Annotated in this window: 19 protein-coding genes; 4 read left to right on the top strand and 15 right to left on the bottom strand. The window is 45.1% G+C overall.

Annotated features, from left to right (window positions below; translation table 11 throughout):
- Positions 1-27: 27 nt before the first annotated feature.
- The 4 genes from blaBBI to AB432_RS06555 all read right to left on the bottom strand — a co-directional run bounded on the left by blaBBI (position 28) and on the right by AB432_RS06555 (position 4,142).
- Positions 28-942: a BBI family class A beta-lactamase gene (gene blaBBI / locus AB432_RS06570; RefSeq protein ID WP_048031558.1), complete on the bottom strand. Its 915-nt coding sequence runs from the start codon at positions 940-942 to the stop codon at positions 28-30.
- A 233-nt stretch (positions 943-1,175) separates the two neighbouring features.
- Positions 1,176-1,574, bottom strand: a complete 399-nt coding sequence (gene blaI / locus AB432_RS06565) for a penicillinase repressor BlaI (protein ID WP_048031557.1) — start codon at positions 1,572-1,574, stop codon at positions 1,176-1,178.
- A 42-nt stretch (positions 1,575-1,616) separates the two neighbouring features.
- Entirely contained in the window at positions 1,617-3,386 is a 1,770-nt protein-coding gene (locus AB432_RS06560) for a BlaR1 family beta-lactam sensor/signal transducer (RefSeq protein WP_048031556.1), read from the bottom strand.
- A 186-nt stretch (positions 3,387-3,572) separates the two neighbouring features.
- Positions 3,573-4,142: an FAD-dependent oxidoreductase gene (locus AB432_RS06555; RefSeq protein WP_048031555.1), complete on the bottom strand. Its 570-nt coding sequence runs from the start codon at positions 4,140-4,142 to the stop codon at positions 3,573-3,575.
- 194 nt (positions 4,143-4,336) lie between these two features.
- Between AB432_RS06555 and AB432_RS06550 the strand changes: the two genes are divergently transcribed.
- Together AB432_RS06550 and AB432_RS06545 are read left to right on the top strand one after the other, a co-directional pair.
- Positions 4,337-5,215 carry a YpjP family protein gene (locus AB432_RS06550; RefSeq protein ID WP_048031554.1) on the top strand — a complete coding sequence of 293 codons (879 nt, stop codon included), beginning with the start codon at positions 4,337-4,339 and terminating at the stop codon, positions 5,213-5,215.
- A 51-nt stretch (positions 5,216-5,266) separates the two neighbouring features.
- On the top strand, positions 5,267-5,800 hold the full coding sequence (locus AB432_RS06545; protein WP_053079554.1) for a hypothetical protein: 534 nt from the start codon (positions 5,267-5,269) through the stop codon (positions 5,798-5,800).
- Between the two features lie 58 nt (positions 5,801-5,858).
- Here the strand turns inward: AB432_RS06545 and AB432_RS06540 are convergent, their stop codons facing one another.
- From AB432_RS06540 to AB432_RS06515, 6 genes are all read right to left on the bottom strand, one after another.
- Complete coding sequence (locus AB432_RS06540) at positions 5,859-6,389, bottom strand: GNAT family N-acetyltransferase (protein WP_048031552.1); 531 nt, start codon at positions 6,387-6,389, stop codon at positions 5,859-5,861.
- A gap of 236 nt (positions 6,390-6,625) precedes the next feature.
- A complete protein-coding gene (gene cyoD, locus AB432_RS06535; RefSeq protein WP_048031551.1) occupies positions 6,626-6,943 on the bottom strand; it encodes a cytochrome o ubiquinol oxidase subunit IV in 318 nt (105 codons plus the stop codon).
- Position 6,944: 1 nt separating this feature from the next.
- Entirely contained in the window at positions 6,945-7,553 is a 609-nt protein-coding gene (gene cyoC / locus AB432_RS06530; protein WP_048031550.1) for a cytochrome o ubiquinol oxidase subunit III, read from the bottom strand.
- A 2-nt stretch (positions 7,554-7,555) separates the two neighbouring features.
- Positions 7,556-9,526 carry a cbb3-type cytochrome c oxidase subunit I gene (locus tag AB432_RS06525; RefSeq protein WP_048031549.1) on the bottom strand — a complete coding sequence of 657 codons (1,971 nt, stop codon included), beginning with the start codon at positions 9,524-9,526 and terminating at the stop codon, positions 7,556-7,558.
- Positions 9,527-9,549: 23 nt separating this feature from the next.
- Positions 9,550-10,536 (bottom strand): cytochrome aa3 quinol oxidase subunit II, encoded by a 987-nt coding sequence (qoxA, locus tag AB432_RS06520; protein WP_048031548.1) that lies wholly within the window; start codon positions 10,534-10,536, stop codon positions 9,550-9,552.
- Between the two features lie 553 nt (positions 10,537-11,089).
- Complete coding sequence (locus AB432_RS06515; RefSeq protein ID WP_048031547.1) at positions 11,090-11,302, bottom strand: hypothetical protein; 213 nt, start codon at positions 11,300-11,302, stop codon at positions 11,090-11,092.
- 266 nt (positions 11,303-11,568) lie between these two features.
- Between AB432_RS06515 and AB432_RS06510 the strand changes: the two genes are divergently transcribed.
- Both AB432_RS06510 and AB432_RS06505 read left to right on the top strand, forming a co-directional pair.
- The gene (locus tag AB432_RS06510) at positions 11,569-13,197 is read left to right on the top strand and encodes an ATP-binding protein (RefSeq protein WP_048031546.1); all 1,629 of its coding nucleotides are present in this window, start codon (positions 11,569-11,571) and stop codon (positions 13,195-13,197) included.
- Positions 13,190-13,909 carry a response regulator gene (locus AB432_RS06505; RefSeq protein ID WP_048031545.1) on the top strand — a complete coding sequence of 240 codons (720 nt, stop codon included), beginning with the start codon at positions 13,190-13,192 and terminating at the stop codon, positions 13,907-13,909. The genes AB432_RS06510 and AB432_RS06505 overlap by 8 nt, the downstream gene beginning before the upstream one ends.
- A gap of 25 nt (positions 13,910-13,934) precedes the next feature.
- On the opposite strand, the gene AB432_RS06500 is transcribed toward AB432_RS06505, so the two are convergent.
- From AB432_RS06500 to AB432_RS06480, 5 genes are all read right to left on the bottom strand, one after another.
- Entirely contained in the window at positions 13,935-14,900 is a 966-nt protein-coding gene (locus tag AB432_RS06500; RefSeq protein ID WP_048031544.1) for an EamA family transporter, read from the bottom strand.
- 19 nt (positions 14,901-14,919) lie between these two features.
- Entirely contained in the window at positions 14,920-15,372 is a 453-nt protein-coding gene (locus tag AB432_RS06495) for an Lrp/AsnC family transcriptional regulator (protein ID WP_048031543.1), read from the bottom strand.
- Between the two features lie 235 nt (positions 15,373-15,607).
- The gene (locus AB432_RS06490; RefSeq protein ID WP_048031542.1) at positions 15,608-16,390 is read right to left on the bottom strand and encodes a class I SAM-dependent methyltransferase; all 783 of its coding nucleotides are present in this window, start codon (positions 16,388-16,390) and stop codon (positions 15,608-15,610) included.
- Between the two features lie 15 nt (positions 16,391-16,405).
- Positions 16,406-17,929, bottom strand: coding sequence for a tripartite tricarboxylate transporter permease (locus tag AB432_RS06485; RefSeq protein ID WP_048031541.1), 1,524 nt, complete (start codon positions 17,927-17,929; stop codon positions 16,406-16,408).
- Between the two features lie 12 nt (positions 17,930-17,941).
- Positions 17,942-18,403, bottom strand: a complete 462-nt coding sequence (locus AB432_RS06480) for a tripartite tricarboxylate transporter TctB family protein (protein WP_048031540.1) — start codon at positions 18,401-18,403, stop codon at positions 17,942-17,944.
- Positions 18,404-18,466 lie beyond the last annotated feature (63 nt).

Below are 18,466 nucleotides of genomic sequence, written 5' to 3'. Positions count from 1 at the left end.
CCGGTGATCACCTCACTTGTTGATCAATTACGATTTTGCAGCCGTCAGTGCGTCAACAGCAACCTTGGTCGCTTCAGCAATGAGCGCATCATCATAAGTAGCGTCCTGCTTATCTCTGCTAGACAGCACTGCAATGACAATGGGCTTTTTATTCGGTGGCCAGATGACACCTATATCGTTTCGCGTTCCGTAGCTTGCGGCTCCCGTCTTATCTCCGACCTTCCAGTCTTTGGGGACGTCCGCCCGAATCAGCTTGTCTCCCGTCGTGTTGCCTTGCAGCCACTCGATAAGAATCGTCTGCTTGTCTGACGACAGCACATCCCCTACCGTATAGGCTCTTAGGCTCGTTGCAAGTGCTTTCGGTGTGCTTGTATCGCGAATATCTTCTGGTTTAGCCTCATTCAATTCCGTCTCATAGCGCTCGGATGTCGTCACACTATCCCCAATCTGTCTCAGAGCTGATTCAAAGCCTTTAGGTCCACCCAATTCTTTGAACAACAGATTTCCCGCCGTGTTGTCACTAAAGCGAACTGCGGCATCTGCAACCTCACGTAAAGTCATTCCGGTCGCTACGTGTTTTTCTGTGATGGGTGAATAAGTAACGAGATCGTCCTTGCTGTAGGTGATGACTTTGTCTAGCTCTTCCAAAGGTTTCTGATGCAAGACTGCACCTGCGGCTAAAGCCTTGTACGTAGAGGCAAAAGCGAATCGTTCATCTTCGCGATAAGCAACTGCCAAATCTGTTTCGGTGTCGATCGCATATACGCCCAGCCTCGCATTAAACTTCTTTTCCAGCGCAGCGAACTTTAGATCCATGGCAGATGCTTGTGTTTCCGTTTTTTGGACAGGTGCTTCTGGAGAAGAGCAACCAGTGAGCGTGAAAAGCGTGAGTAAAATCGTTTTCACTGTGAATCCGATTCGTTTAGAATAGTGAGCTTTCATAGATGACGAACCTCTTTCTGGGAAGATAACAGCTATAGATCACATCCGTAATATCATATTACATTTGTAATCAACTGATTTCACGATAATATTACACGCGTAATCCACTTGTGTCAATCTCCTTTTATGCAAGGAAAAGAGCTACATCCGTCCTTTCTTGAAAAAAAGACGCCCTTTCAAGAAAACTGGATAACCGTAAATGGGTTCTCCAACTCAGCTTGAAAGGGCGTGCTTTATTTTTTAGGATGATCAGTCGATGCTTGTTTCGCATCCAATATGGAACGCAGCTCCTGAATTTCCTCGTCCGATAAGGATTCCTTCTGGATGAACTGAACCAGCATCGATTTTAGAGCTCCGCTGTAAATCCGCTCCAGAAAGGACTGTGCCTCGGCGTGCTGGCATTCATTTTGTGAGTACAACGGATAAAACGTATAGACTCTTTGGTTTTGATTGACTCCAACGGCATTTTTTTGAACCAAACGATTCAAAAGAGTACGTACTGTTTTTGGGTTCCAATCCGTTTGACCTTCCAAGGAGGATATAATTTCGTTGGCCGTTAGCGGTGACTTTTCCCATAGCACATTCATCACTCGCCATTCCGCTTCTGAAATACTTGGCATGGATGTAGACATGAAGTCTCCCCCTTTCGATAATCATGACTGAAAGAACAAAGGCTAGTAAAGACCTTTCGCTTTCAAAATAGACAAGGTGATTTCTGCTGCTGCAGGTCCATTCGCGTCGTCTTCGCTTTGTATATTTGTAGCAAAGAAGTAGGTGCCTTCCTCGTTCTCTACATATCCGACAAACCAACCGTTCACATCTTTTTGATTGACGGTGCCCGTACCTGTTTTCCCGGAAAGAATCGAACCCGCCTTTTCCGATAAACGGATGGAGTCTTTCACCGTCAGGATATTGTCTTCTTGAAAGCCAAACTGGTTGGTATAGAACGCTTTTAATAATTGTACCTGCTCCACCGGAGAAATCTTCAAGGAAGATTCTATCCAATATTCGCCGATTCCACCAGATGTATTGGAATTCCCGTAGTTCAATTGTTCCAGAAAAGCTTGCGTCATATCCGGAGAGATGCTCTTATCCATCTCTTTAAAATACCAATTTGTGGAGTTTCGCATCGCTGTAAATAGATCTTGATCCCGGTTCCACTGCTCATAAGGATAGTGGATTCCATCCCATTTTAACAGGGAATCTTCTCTCGAAATCACACCGGCCTCCAAACCAAACAAGGAGAGAAAAATCTTGTAGGTCGAGTTCGGTGAAACTCGTTGTGTACTTCCTGCCTCGTTGTAAATTCGATACTGGTCGGCTTTCAAATCATATAAGACAAAACTGCCTTCAAAGCCACGGAAATAGTTGTCTAAATCCTCGTAAATGGTTCGATCATGTTGAAAATGATAGCGACTGCGATCGTCGGCTAATGCGGAACCAACAAGAACCTGACTGGCAACCAAGACACCCATCATGGAAAAAATGACGGTACTTTTCAACTGCAACAGCTTTGATTCTGCCTTGTGGGAAGCGATTTTCTCGATTCGTTTTTTAACTGCCTTCTTGGAACCGTTTAACTGATTCGCCAAAACGACATTCTCGACTCGACTTTCTTTATCCAAAAACTTAATGATGGTATGACCATATTCCTGATAATTTCGCTTGTCTAAAAGGTTCAGTACAGCTACATCACAAGCAATTTCACGGTCTACTCTCATTTCCCGAAAAGCCAGCCAAACCAATGGATGGAACCAATACAAAAGCTGATACACGACGGTCACATAGTTCGTGACGATATCATGGTTCTTTTGGTGCATGAGCTCATGTAAAAAGATATACTTTATTTCTCTGTTTGACAGCCACTCGTCAAAATGACTGGGAAGGACAACATACGTCGTAAAAACGCCAAACGTCATCGGAGATTTGACCTGCTTGGATTCTGCCAACACGATGTGCCGACTTATTTTTACATCCTTCTTGCATTGTTCAAATATATCGATGATTTCTTGATTGGTGATCACAGAAGCCGATCGCTTGATCTGCTGGATTTTTAACCAGGCTGATAACGTGATCGAAGCACAAACGATCATGCCGACAACCCATAGGCTGGCCAAAATCGTAGGAAAGGAGTCCGGTGTATAGCGACTTACCGACAACGTTAAATCCTGTACCCAATTCGCATTTTCAAACACAGGAGCTTGCGCAGCGAGCATCGAGCTACCGGCTTCATTGCGCTGATTCATTCCTGAAGCAAAAAGATTTCCAAAATCAAAAAAGGAATTCGGGATAAAAGCTGGCGTCAAAGCGACTAGCAAGAGAAACCACAAATTGTACTGCCATCTAGCCGACAGTTGGGAGCGAAATACTTTTCGAATCAAGAAAATAAGGGCGATCGTGCAGGAAGAAACGATCACGCTTACCACCACATGATTGACGAACATGCTACCTGTCTCCCTCCCTTCTTACATAGAGCAATCTAGATAAAAATAGAATCGATATCAATTCTACAGAGCAACAGGAACGCTCTTCATTATGTCAAAAACAAGATCACGATACAAGCTATCATCGGTTGGAAGGAAAAAGAAAACACCTTCTTGAAAATGGTAAGAAGGTGTTTCAGACCTGATTTAGTTCGTTTTCAAAACATCGTGATCAACGTAACGCTCGCCATTCAGTTCGCTGATGACATTGATTGCAACCTTGGCGCCATCACCAGATGTAATGATCGTATGTACGCTTACTCCTGCGCACGTACCTGCTGCCCAAATTCCTTCGATGTTCGTCTTCCCTTGTGCATCGACATCGACAACTGTTTTGATCCGTGGCTCTGTACCTTCTTTGGTTTTTACCCCAATCGCTTCTGCCAAAGTCACGAGCGCTCCAGTTGCAAGAATCACATGCTTAGCCTCGAAGCTGCCTTTTTCCGCTGTCTCTACGAGTAAGCCTTGCTCTGTTTTGGTAATGCTGCTTACTTGGTCGGCTACCAGCTCCGCACCGAATTTCGCTGCTTGCTTTTTACCGATTTCAATGAGGTCTGGGCCTGAGATTTCCATGATGCCGTAGTGATTTTCCATCCACGCGCGCTTGGTCATGCTTTTGTCATTATCAATCAGCAACGTCTTCTTACCTGCTTTTGCAGCAAACAACGCTGCACTTCCTCCTGCCGGGCCTGCTCCAATAATTACGATATCAAACAAAGAAATCTCTCCCTTCCAAAATAACTTTCACAACATAATTATATACTAAGTATGGTATTCAAGACAATATCTATTAACTAGTTTATCCAGTGATTTTTATTTAGCTTCGAACAAAATCTTCAAAAAGCAATTGATATAATCACAAATTTATATTACCTTATTAATTGGTAAATATTTGAAATAAGAGGATTAAAATGATTGATTTTATCAAAAAAGGAAAAAAGTTGTTTTTAACCTCTCTTGCCTCCATGATGCTATTCAGCACTGTTCTGACATCTAGTTTTGCTGCAGAGACTGATGTATTATCCAAATCATCCGTGAATGAAATGCTTCAATACGAATTTTCGAGTGAGGTCATGTCTGAAAACAAAGATGATCTTGAAAAATCACTTACCGATACTTTCGACAACCTAGACCTTGTTCTAAAAGGTATGAAATCCGATAGGGATCTTCAAGAAGCATTTTTAGAAAAGACTTCACTCGAAGATGACGTTAAAAGGGATCTGGAAGAGTATTTTTCCACCAGTCAAGATGATGAAAATGAGCTCAACAAATTGGTTAATGACGTAAAAGAGCAAATAGCTGAAAAGCATTCGGTATTGCCTGAAATAACGGAAACTCTACTATTGCAAAGTGGCTCAAGTTTTAGAAGCGAAGAAAAAGTTCAGCCTACCATATTACCCATTTTATTAAGATTTGCTCTTAAAGAAGCAGTTAAGAAAAAAATGGGGAAAAGGATACAAAAAATGGCTTATGATGAATTTGAAGAAAGAATAGAATCTGAAATATGGGCAGAAGTTGAAGCCTTGCACGAACAATATGATGGGGATATTGATTATGACGGGCCGGAGTCCAAAAGTGCTAGAAATGGCATTATCCAAGGAGAAAAAGTTTTCGATATTATTGACAAGAAAACGGGAAAAGACTTATTGAGGTTCCATATGAAAAGAGTAGATAGAGGTAAAAGCATTGACTTCCATTGGCATAAAAAAGATGATAATTTTAAGTGGCATCATGGTCAGACTCAATTTACGAGAAAAAATCAATTTCCAGAGTATTGGGGAGAAGATTAATGAAGTGGTAGTTTAGTTAGCCAGATTTTCTCTTCTTTGAATAAGGAGTGTATGACAATCGAACTGCGAATAGGTTTTTTGATTGGTAAAAAATTGGATTTGAAAAGAATCGACGAGATTTTATACACCCATGAAAACAAACAAGCTCCATCTTGCAAGGTAGTATTAGACTTTATGGAGATGGACCCAGAGATTTTTTTAAATCGCCCTTTCTCTTCCACAGAACAGGTACCCATTAAAGATCCCGATCTCCTTGAAGCTGAACTTTCCCAATTGTACGATTTTGTATGGGTTGAAGTATTAGGGGGAATTGAGAGGCACGGGCACCCTTCTGTCACTATCTCTGGTACAGAATATGAAGGAAAGCTCATCCATACATTAGACAAGCGAATGTTCATCTTTTTACGAGATATCATTCGTGACGATCAAGGGATACAACTTCTTGAGAAAATCCTTCATGTCCCAAAACCATTACAATGGCTCGTCCTCCCAAAAAAAGACGGAAAAACCCCACCTCCAGACTATATTCTTGACGAGATGGAGAAATGGGTACGCAAGTTGATTGCATACAAGATAGATGAATAAATAGGGAACGGGCTATCTCAAACGTCTTGTAAACGGACAATGAGATAGCCCTCTTCTTTTACGAAGATCGTGTAATCCAGAAGCGACGAATGACCAATCCATCGTCATCTGTACATTCTGACTCAAAAACGCCCCCGTTCTTCCGAATCGTTTTTTCAGATGCAACATTGTCATAATCGCAAATCACCAATACTTCGTTTATACCCAACTCGCTCGTAATATTTAGGGCTTGCGCTAAAATTTCCGTAGCATATCCTTTGCGTCTCTCCGAAGGCCGGATTCCATATCCGATGTGCCCGCTGTTTTTTCGTAGACGCTCGTTGAGACGATGTCGAATATTCACCGCCCCCACTATGCGTCGCTCCTCATTCACAAGCCAATACGTCGAATGAGGAACATAGCCATCCGGAAGATTTTCCTCGTTGCTTTCACTCTCCAGAAATTCCAGATACGCAGGAAAATCATAGGGCTCCCGATCCACTACCCACGGTACGATAGGCTCTCCACTTTCTTTCCACTCTTCGTAGAAAGAAATATACTCTGCTTGAAGTTCTGCACAAGGCTTCGTTACATACAGTTGCCCAGCCATCATCTCACTCCCTTTGCACATTTTGGCGTAAAATTCTTTCTATTATATCTGCAAGAAGAGAGGTTTACTAGCCAAACAATCTTTTACTTCTTGAATCACTTCCACTGGTTGACTAAATGCCGCGTAGGCCGAAGCGTAGACTGGAAATGCGCTTCTTCCATTCACTACCGCTACTTTCAAAAAACAAAAAAAGCGTGACACAAGCAACGAATCGCCTATGCCACGCTCTTACCTGATTAATATTTGTTAAACAACATGATCCAGAGGGAACCTGCAACGATTGTAAATACAATCACAAGTCCAAGAATCAATGTCTGTACGTTGTAGCGTGGTTTTTCTCCTTCGCGGATATGCATGAAGAAGACCAACTGAACTACGAACTGCAAGACCGCCATTACCAAGATCGTGATCATGGTCGCCGTTTTACTCAAAATTGAGTTCATGACCAGCACGAGTGGGATAATGGTGAGCACGATCGACAGGATAAAACCGATCACGTACTCTTTCATCGATCCGTGACTATGATGTCCGCCATGGTTTTGATGTTGTGCCACCTTACATCACCCCCATCAAGTAAACGACTGTGAAGAGGAAGATCCACACAACGTCAAGGAAGTGCCAGTACAAGCTCAGGTTGGTAATTTTGCGGCGAGTAACCGCGGTGATTCCACGACGCTTCAGCTGGAAGATCAACGCAGTCATCCAGAACAAACCAAGCGTTACGTGCAATCCGTGCGTACCAACCAGTGTGTAGAAAGCGGACCAGTAGCCGCTAGTACCCATAGTTGCACCTTCACTGATCAAGTGCATAAACTCAGTGACTTCCAACACTACGAAAGACAGTCCCAAAAGACCCGTTACAGCCAGCCAAGCAATCAGTTGCTTGACATTGCCTTTGTTCATTGCAAGAACAGCGAGACCGCTGGTAAAGCTACTTGTCAACAAGATAAAGGTTGAAGCAATTACACCTGGCAACTGGAACAATTCCTGTCCAGTTGGTCCGCCAGCAAAGCTATTCATCATTACCGCATATGTTGCGAACAATGTACCGAACAGCACGCAGTCTGTTACAACGAAAATCCAAAAACCAAGAACCTTTAATTGTTCATGCTCTTCATGATGGTCGTGGTCGTGGCCGTGACCATGGTCATGATGCTGCGCCATCGTTACACCACCCTCCCCAGTGAAGCCTCAGTGCGACGCACTTCCTCCACCGGTACGTAATAATCCGTGTCGTATTGGAAGGAGCGTGCCCACATGCATGCGAATACTCCAATGAATCCAATGACGGCCATCCAAACCCATCCAAATGTGAAACCAAAACCTACCAAGAACCAGAAGTTCGCCATGATAAACGGAATTCCAGAGTTCTTCGGCATATGAATCGGCTCCAATTTCGCCGGTTCTTCTTTATAGGTGCCATTTGCTTTTGCTTCTTTTGTTGCCCACCAGTCATCCATTTCTTTCACTTGTGGTACAACAGCAAAGTTGTAGAACGGTGCAGGTGACGGAATCGACCACTCCAGCGTACGACCATTCCATGGATCGCCTGTCGTGTCGCGCTCACCATTCTTGATGCTGTAAGCGATTTGCCATACTTGGAAGATGAAACCGATACCCATCAAGAATGCCCCAACAGTGGATACCAGGTTCAGGTCTGCCCAACCGCGATCCCAACCGTACGTATAGTAACGGCGAGTCATACCCATGAAACCGAGCGCGTATTGCGGCATAAAGCACACGTAGAAACCAATATTCCAGAACCAGAAGCCCCATTTGCCCAGTTTCTCGTCGAGCTTGAAACCGAACAGTTTTGGCCACCAGTAGTAAATACCAGCCAGGTAACCGAACACTACCCCACCGATCAATACTTGGTGGAAGTGGGCAACCAAGAAGTAACTGTTGTGATACTGATAGTCTGCCGGAGCTACTGCCAGCATTACCCCTGTCGCTCCACCAATTACGAAGCACGGGATAAAGGCAATGGTCCACAGCATTGGTTGTTTAAAGGATATCCGACCACGGTACATTGTAAACAGCCAGTTAAAGACCTTAACACCGGTCGGTATCCCAACAATCATCGTTGATATCGCAAAGAAGGCGATAACACTTGCGCTCGTACCCATTGTGAAGAAGTGGTGAGCCCATGTAAAGAACGATACAACGGCAATGATCATCATCGCCCAAACCATTGATTTGTAGCCGAAAATCTTCTTACGTGAGAACGTAGCCACGATTTCGGAGAAAATACCGAAAGCTGGTACTACTACGATATATACCTCAGGGTGACCCCACATCCAGATGAGGTTGAGGTACATCATCGGATTACCGCCGCCGTCCATTGTGAAGAAGTGGGCACCTGCGAAACGGTCAAGGAACAACAGAGCCAATGTTACAGTCAAAATTGGGAAAGCGAAGATAATCATAATGCAGCTGGACAATACGGACCAGCTAAACAATGGCATTTTGGAAAGCTTCATGCCAGGTGCACGCATTTTGAGAATCGTTACGATAAAGTTAATCCCTGTCGCCAAACTACCGATACCGGAGATTTGTATCCCCCAAATATAGAAGTTCTGACCTGGTCCAGGGCTGAATTCATTTTGTGACAATGGCGGATAAGACAACCAACCAGCGTCCGGGGAGCCCCCGATTACGAACGAAATGTTGAACAGCATCGCACCGAGCATAAACAGCCAGAAGCTGAGTGCGTTCAAGAACGGATACGCTACATCTCGAGCACCGAGTTGAAGCGGTACTACCATGTTAAACAAGGCAAACATCATCGGCATCGCCATGAACAAAATCATGATCGTACCGTGAGTCGTAAAGATGGCATTATAGTGTTCCGAGTTCAGGAACTCTACGTTCGGGAATGCCAGTTGCAAACGCATCAGCAGAGCGTCAACCCCACCGCGGAACAGCATCAGAAGCGATGCGATCAAATACATGATACCAATACGCTTATGGTCAACTGTAGTCAACCATTCACGCCATAGCCAACCCCATTTTTTATACTTAGTCAGAACGAATACGATCGCAATGATGCTCAGTACAATCGATACGTCCGCGCCGTAAATCAGTGGGTCACCTGTTACAAAGAACGTGGATGCAAAATCCTTAATGTTCTCCCACACGTGGTATTCCTCCTCCCTCTCGCCTAGTGGTTCATACTGGAATGATTCATTCCAGGCATGTTGTGCGATTCAGTCTTTTGATGCGTATTTAGCGAAGTCTCATTAGAAGACTTGTCACCTGCAGGCGCAGGGTTTTTCTCCATCACATAGTCCATATCGTGACCATGGCCATACTTGGCAACGATCTCTTCAAACATTCCTTCTGGGAATGCAGAGTACGTAAACTTATCTGTCACGCCAGGCTTGCGAAGTTCTTCATAATCTGCCTTCGTCATAGCTGGAGTCGTACCTTTTACTTCTTTTACCCACTTATCGAACTCGTCTTTCGGTTTGGCAACAACATTGAACTGCATTTTGGCGAAGCCTTCACCAGAGAAGTTGGAGCTAAATCCAGCGAACGTACCTGGTTCATCTGCTTGCAGATACAGCTCGGTAGCCATTCCCGCCATCGCATAAATCTGTCCACCCAATTCTGGAACCCAGAAAGAGTTCATCGGCGCATCAGCAGATACCTGGAAGCGAATCGGTACACCTGCTGGAATCTCCAGATGGTTAACAGTAGCGATATTTTGTTCTGGATACGTAAACATCCATTTCCAGTCCAAAGCCGTAACCTGAATGGTCATAGGAGCAACTTCTTTATTCGGGTTCTCTTTTAACACATAAATATCACGCACAGTAAAGTAACCCAGCAATGCAACGATAACGATAGGAATAATCCACCAAATTACCTCAAGGGTTGTACTGTGTGCCCACTCCGGCTTATAACTTGCTTTATTGCCCGGTGTATCCCGATAGCGGTATACAATGAAAGCGGTAAGCGCAATAACCGGAACGATAATGACAGCGACCAATATCGTGGAAATAATAATGAGATTGTACTGCGTTTCTGCTACAGGTCCTTTTGGATTCAAGACGAGGTATTCGCTACCACAGCCTGTCAGCAGAACGGTGCCCAACACTGCCAAGATCCAAAATTGGATATGCCTCAGCATTTTTCCTCCGCTCATTCTCCTAATCCCTCCTAGTCACAAACAACGAGCATGTAGTACTTTGAGAGCGCAGTTCCTTTCAGGTGAACTTCGCCTCACATATGTCGATAGTGCAGATAGTGCAGTCACTCTCTATGGAGGTCTCGAACGAGGTTTTGGAAAACCCTCTTTTCTTTAACGTGCATTCACACTTTTCGAGAGTACCTCACAATAGAGTTTTTTTAACACAAGTGAACTTCACCATTTGCCGCATATACATACTATCAGAGTCTGCGAGCTTTTGTACTCGTTTTTAACGACGTTCAATATTTCGTAGCTTTTCTGTTACAAAGTGTTCACATAGCATTCACGAGTTGATCATATTCTTGTTAGGATTCTCCTCTAATGAAGTCCGCCACCCATTTCTGGTCATCCCACCCAATTCCGATTGTCAAGGTTTCTTTTCACTTTTAATAAAAAAATCAAAAAAACGCCAGCGCATTTGGCTGACGGCAAAATTCCGTATAAATAAAAAAACCTCTCATTATAATGAAGAAAATGAGAGGTTCTCTATGGGTCTATTTTTATCTTGTTAGGCGTCCGTTCTTTTTAATGTCATCAAGCGAAATACTGTGCTCATAATGAAGATATTCATACCAGCGATCAAAAATCCGATCGACACCATCAACGGCAAGTTTTGCGATCTGAAATCGCTTGCAGTGAAAGCCATAATAACAGCACCGACAAATAATACTGTCCAAGCCATCCATCTTAATACATCTGCTGCTTTTCGATCGTTATTCATAACACAAAACCCCTATCATTATAGATTTTTTGCGTGACCGTTTTTGTTTTATGCTCTCATTGTAACATAATATTCACTTGTTGTTCATATTTTGTTCAATTTTTTATAAAAAATTTGTCAAAACTTTTTTCATAAACCTATTGGCTACGGTGTTGTTACATTTTTACTTTGTGTCACAAATGTGAAAGCGTTATTGTTATAATGAATGGAGTAAACGGTTTCATACATTCATCGCATCATGATCTGTCATCGAAGGTGGTTTGCCCATGATTCATACACCCAAAAAAGCACGTATCAGCCTCTTGACCCAAATGGTTCTGCTCATTTCCATCGTTGTCCTGATCAGCATGGGGATAGGAACTGCCTTATTTTCCTTCATATTAGATGACATTTTGGATCGTTATATTGGTCAGCAAGCCATGACGGTCGCCAAGCTATCTGCCATGGACGAACGCATCATTGCAGCCTTCGGGACCGATCAACCTTCCAAAGTGATACAACCGATAGCCGAAACCATTCGGATGGAAACAGGCGCTAGCTATGTGGTGATTGGAAACAAGGACGGTATTCGGTACTCTCACTACGACCCAAAGCAGATTGGATTACCGATGGGAACCAGCAATGACCCCGTCTTTTTAGAAAACCGCTCGGTCATTTATCGGGGGACAGGCATTTCAGGTCCAGCCATCAAAGCGAAAACACCGATCGTCAATAAGAAAGGCGAAACAATCGGTGTCTCCTCTGTCGGCTATGTCATGAGTGATGTAGAGAAAAAGGTCGCGGAATACAAGGAAAGGGTCGTCGCCTTATCCCTGGTGCTGCTGGTTATCGGCATTATTGGCGCGATTATCATTGCCAGACGAGTCAAGCGATTGATCTTTGGTCTGGAACCAGAAGAAATCTCATTTTTGTTTACGGAAAAAGCAGCTATTCTTGAATCGATTCGCGATGCTACGGTAGCAGTCGATATGCAAGGGCGTGTCGTCTCAATGAATAAACGCGCACGTTCCCTTCTCCAAGAGGATTTGACCGTAGGGAAATCGATCGCCAGCCCGCAATTGCGTGACATCATTCATTCCGTCAATCGAAATACGCAAGAAATGAACTACAAAATTTTGCTGGGGCACGAAATTTTTATAACCGACTACTCCCCTATTTTGAGCAATAATGAAATCAGAGGCGTGGTCTTCACATTTCGTCCAGAGTCAGAAATCGAGCAACTTACCGAAGAAATTACGAAGATCAGTTCCTTTTCGGACAATATGCGTGCACAAAATCACGAATATTTAAATCGTTTGAACACCATTTACGGTCTCCTCAAGCTAAAGGAATACGACAAAGCAATCGAACTCATCACTGATGAAGTAAAAGAACGGCAGGATATTCTCGCCTTCATTATGAGTTCAGTCAAAGAGCCCTTCATCGCAGCTTGTCTGCTAGGGAAAATCAATCGCTCCAAAGAAATGAAGGTATTACTCGAAATTGATCAGGACAGCTATTTGGGAGATGTACCTGATAGCTTGGATACAAAGGTATTGGTCACGATTCTCGGCAATTTGATCGACAACGCGATGGAAGCTGCCCTCGAATACAAAGGATCTGAAGCAATGGTTCACGTCTCCTTTACTGATTTAGGTGGCGATATCATATTTGACATCGAAGACAATGGACATGGGGTATCAAAGGAATTGGAGCCCCGCATCTTTGAAAGCGGTGTCACTACGAAATCAGGCGAAAATCGAGGACTCGGTTTGGCTATTGTGAAAAACGCCATCGAGCTATTAGAGGGGCAAATCTCACTCGGAAAAAGTGATCTTGGCGGAGCGCGTTTCACCGTCGTCGTCCCCAAGAAGTGGGACAAAGCATCTAGAGAGGAGGCAATCCACGATGTCTGAGAAACCCATTACCGTCATGATCGTGGAAGATGACGAAATTGCAGCTAGAATCTATGAACAATTCACAAGTAAACTGGAAGGATTCCAGATTATTGCCACGGCCACGACTGGAAAACAGGCATTGGAGATGCTTCACGTCGTTACGCCGGATGTTCTGCTCTTGGATATTTATTTGCCAGATATGAACGGGATTGACCTGTTGCGTGAAGTACGGAATCATTTTCGCGGGATCGATGTGGTTATGATCACAGCCGCAAACGATGTGGAAACCGTGAGAGAAGCGATACGTGGCGGGGCATACAGCTACATTATCAAGCCGATTATGATCGATAAATTCATGTCTACCTTGGAGCAATATGCAAATACGAGACGCCAGCTACAGCAGCATACAACCATTGATCAAACAGCAGTGGACAAGCTGTTTACAAAAGCCACACACACTCCTGCTACCAAAACTGTTGAGACTGTCACCACACTCCCGAAAGGTATCGACAAGCTGACATTAAAGCTGATCCGGGACAAGATGCAGGAGACCACCCAAAGTATGAATGCCGATGATCTGGCTGCACTGGCTGGCATGAGCCATTCGACGGTGCGCAGATACCTCGAATTTCTTGTCTCTATTAATGAAGTGACAGTAGAGACGTTCTATGGAACTGTCGGGCGTCCGGAACGAAAATACCGCTGGGTGCCGCAAAAATCAGCAAAATAATGCCTGATCGCAAAAAAGGGAAGCTTCATTTATGAACCTGAAGCTTCCCTTTTTCTTTTCTTGCTACCGGTTGTGTCGCACCTGGACTCTTTTCCCGAAACATCGTGATGATGGCAACGGATGCAATGATCATGACAGCAGCAATCAAGGTTTGGCTTGTCAATTGTTCATCAGCGATCAGCCAGCCTAGAAATACTGCGACAATCGGGTTTACATAGGCGTACGTGGAGACCAGAGAGGGCTCTGCATTTTTCAAAAGCCAAATATACGCCGTGTAGGCGACAATGGAACCAAATCCAACTAAATAGCCAAAGGCAATCCAGGAACGCAGGGTAATCTCCGATATATGCAGCTTCGTCCAATCTTCGAGAAACAGCGACGCGATCCCCAGCAAAATTCCTCCAATGAGCATTTGCAAGGCCGTTGCCATCACAGGTGATGCTGGGAGCTTTGCCTGGCGCGAATACAACGATCCCACTGACCAACAGATCGAGGCAAACAGGAGCGCCAGGATTCCGATCAAATCTATTCCTTGATTGCCTGTGCCCTCGGGATGGACAACCAGTACAGCGATCCCCGCCAAGCCAAACAGGATTCCTCCCATGACTCCAACCGTAGGCTTCTTCTTGCTGCCACCGATCCAGTTGAAAACGAGAATCCACAACGGCACGGTAGCGATTAGCAAGGACGCGATTGCTGACGGTACCTTGAGCTGTGCCCATGCAACTACACCGTTACCACCGAGAAGCAGCAACGCCCCAACTATTCCAGCCCCTCTCCATTCTGCTACACTGGGCAGCTCTGCCCCTTTCCAACGCCCGATCAGGAATAGGACCAATCCCGCCAAGAAGAACCGCGCACCCGCCATAATAAAGGGTGGCATCGATTCAATGGCGATCTTCATCCCGAGATAAGTGCCCCCCCAAAACAAGTAGACCGCTAGCAACGCAATCGTAACGCCAAATAATTTCGAATCTTTTTTTCCTGTCATTGTGCTTCCACCTTGGTTTTCAAATTTCTTTCCAGCCATCCTCGTAGATCGTCGACAAGATGAAGGTCGTGGAGGTTTCCAGTATTTCGTCATACTGAACCATTTCATCGATCAGATTGGTGATATCTTCCGGTGCCGTCGCACGTACTTTTAGCATCATACACCACTCTCCCGCGAGCCGTTGGCATTCGATGATGGTCACGTTCGGTACCTGAACATTCACAATCTTCGCTGTGATTTCTTTGAAATCCTGACATCTTGCTTTGACGAAGATCAATACCTTCAGCCTTTGGTCTAATTTTCTCCAGTCAATGATGCCTCGGTACCCCTTGATAACCCCATTCTTTTCCAGCTTGGCAACCCGTTGGTGGACAGCCGGTCGCGAGATGTGCAGCAGCTTGCTGATTTCCTCATGAGATATCCTTCCGTTTTCCTCGAGCAATTGAACAATTCTCAGGTCAACCTCATCCATCACATACCTCCTGTGGTTATAGTAGCATATTTTCCTTCATATAGACCATTCGTACTCTATATTGACCGAATTCAAACGAATAGTAAATACAGAGCAAGATATCCCCAAAAAATAATGCCAAAAACCGTTGGTTAAGCCCCCCTATCATTACGAATCGTTACTTAGGTACTCATACAAAAAAGAACAAGCCCCCGCTTGATTGTAAGCGGGGACCAGCTTAGAAGCATCGTCCTTATCATTCTGGTTTCTCAAACAACGCCATCCACTCATCAACTTGGATGGAAACGACTTGCTCTCCTTCTTTTTCAACTGCGAAGTAGGCTTGGATTTCTTCATCAGCACTTGTAATATGCGCAGTTACTTGCTCAACCTGCTCCTCAGTCTCTGTCGTACGTCTGACCCAAGTCGCATACGGGAACGTCTTTTTACGGATGCGCGAATGACTCTCGACCAGTCCCTCTTGCTCTATCCATACTAACCATTCGGAGCGTGAGTAACTTCGTACATGGCTGTGATCACGAAGTTTTTCCAGTGTATTCACGAATCGATCGAGCTTTTCATCCTCTGCTGCGATATTGTCGATCAGCACAAATTTTCCACCCGGCTTTAGGACACGGGCAACTTCTTTTACAAATGCCTCTGGGTTCGGAAAGTGATGAGCCGCGATTCTGCACCCGACTGCATCAAAGGATTCACTCAAAAACGGTAGTGCTTCCGCATCTGCAACCACATAAAAGACATTGCTCGCGTGAGATTTCAGATGGTTTCGCGCCGCTGCGAGCATCGGCTGTGTCAAATCGGTCGCAAAGACTTGACCGACATGTGGAGCGATTGCCTTGGTAAGATGACCGCCACCCGTTGCCACATCGAGAAACACCCAATCAGGCGAAGGATTCAGCCAAGGCGTGAGGAGAGCGAGATCCTCTCCCGTAGCATGCGTCTGGCTATTCACATACTTTTCAGCATTCGCACCGAACTGCTGTTTGACTTCCTCTTTAATCTTTTTGTCATCGCGCATGAGAATCGCCCTCCTCTATTCTTCGTTCACGATTACTTTCTTCCCTCTCATTTTCATGATCAAGGGAACGGTGATCCAGAGAACCGCAATAATCAGAAACACCAGCGATACTGGCTTTTCAATAAAGATAGAAAAATCACCATTGGACGTCGTCAGCGCGCGTCTCAAATTATTTTCAATCATCGGACCCAAGACCAAGCCCAGAACGAGTGGAGCCATTGGGAAATCGTTTTTCGCCAAAAAGTAACCCACGAGTCCACAGAGGAGCAGCAAGACCAGATCAAAAACGGAGACACGGACTGCGTATACACCAAACACAGAAATGGCAACGATCATCGGGATCAAATATTTAGGTGGTGTCTCAATCAGCTTCGCAAACACCTTTACGAGCGGCATATTGAGGATCAGGAGCATCACGTTTCCGATGAACATACTGGCAATCAAGCCCCAAGCGATGTTCGGATGATCTTCAAACAAGAGCGGACCTGGCTGCACGTTGTACATAATCAGTGCGCCCATCAATACCGCTGTCGTCCCTGTACCCGGAATCCCCAAGGTCAGAAGTGGGATCATCGCCCCACCAGATGCTGCGTTGTTTGCCGACTCTGGAGCCGCTACCCCAGCGATTGCCCCTTTGCCGAATTTTTCAGGCGTTTTACTGATTTTCTTTTCCAGCAAATAAGCGAGGAAGGATGCCAATGTAGCACCAGAACCAGGAACAATTCCTTTAAAGAATCCAACCAGTGATCCGCGGAGAATCGGTCCAGCACTTTCTTTCAAGTCTTGCTTGGTCGGTATAATTCGGGAGATTTTGGCGATCTCTCCCTCATTCACATCCCGTTCGAGAATCGTCTTGAACACTTCTCCAAGCGCAAATACCCCTACAGCGATCGTCAAAAATTCCAAACCAGAATAAAGCTCGGGCATATCAAAGGTAAAACGCGCCACACCCGATACATTGTCCAGCCCGATCGTCGCGATCAATAAGCCAAAAACCGTCATCATCAATGCTTTGGTCACGGACTTGCCTGCCAGCCCGCTCAGTGCACATAACCCCAAGATCATCAGTGAAAACTCATCTGCCGGGCTGAGCTTGAGCGCTACTTCCGAGAGTGGCTCTGCCAAAAATACCAGACCGATCAGCGAGACGAGTCCTGCAAAAAACGAACCAATTGCAGCGATGGAGAGAGCGACTCCCGCTCTTCCCTGCTTAGCCATCGGGTATCCGTCCAGTACGGTAACAACAGAAGATGACTCACCAGGTGTATTCAACAAAATCGAAGTAGTAGAGCCGCCATACATCGCTCCGTAATAAACCCCTGCCAGCAAAATAATGGCGCTGGTCGCCGCTGCTTCTGGAGGCAGTCCACTCGTCAACGAAGCGGTCACCGGAATCAACAAGGCCACGCCACTGATTGGGCCAATCCCTGGCAATACCCCGACTACTGTACCGATCAAGACACCCACAAATGCAAAGATAATATTTTGCCATTGCAGGGCAGTGGCAAATCCGTTCAGCAAATAATCAAATGCACTCATTTCATCCACCTCCTACAAGCCTAACCATGTTGGTAAACCGGGCAAAGTGCCATCGAGAACTTCCACGTACAACAAGTAGACACCGAATGAAAATGCACCGGAAATGAGCACGCTGTTGAGCCATTTCCCTTTCTGCATCGTCTGAAATCCAACCAAAAGGAAAAGGAAGGTACTGATCACATAGCCGATTTCCTCTAGAAGCAATACGTAGAATAAGGCCGCGACAAGAATGATGAGGAACCGTTTGTAATCGAGCTTTTCCTTCTCTTTCTTGCCCTCTTGCTTGTATTTGAATGTCTCATAAAATAATCGCAGGCTGAGCAGGATCAGCAAGCTTCCGAGTCCCATTGGAAAAATGTTTGGTCCGACATTGCTGCCGTAAGCACTCGCCGAGATGTTTTGGCTCCCGACCACAAATGCTACGCCCAACACGAGAAAAATCAGACTGGCGAAGCGGTCAAATGTTTTGCTCACGTATGTTCCCTCCTGTTCGTACAAGAATCCAGAATGAAGGAGGAGGAGAAGAATCGCTCCTTC

It is taken from the genome of Brevibacillus brevis (assembly GCF_001039275.2).
Taxonomy (GTDB): Bacteria; Bacillota; Bacilli; order Brevibacillales; family Brevibacillaceae; genus Brevibacillus; species Brevibacillus brevis_C.
This window is presented reverse-complemented; position numbering and strand designations above follow the sequence as displayed.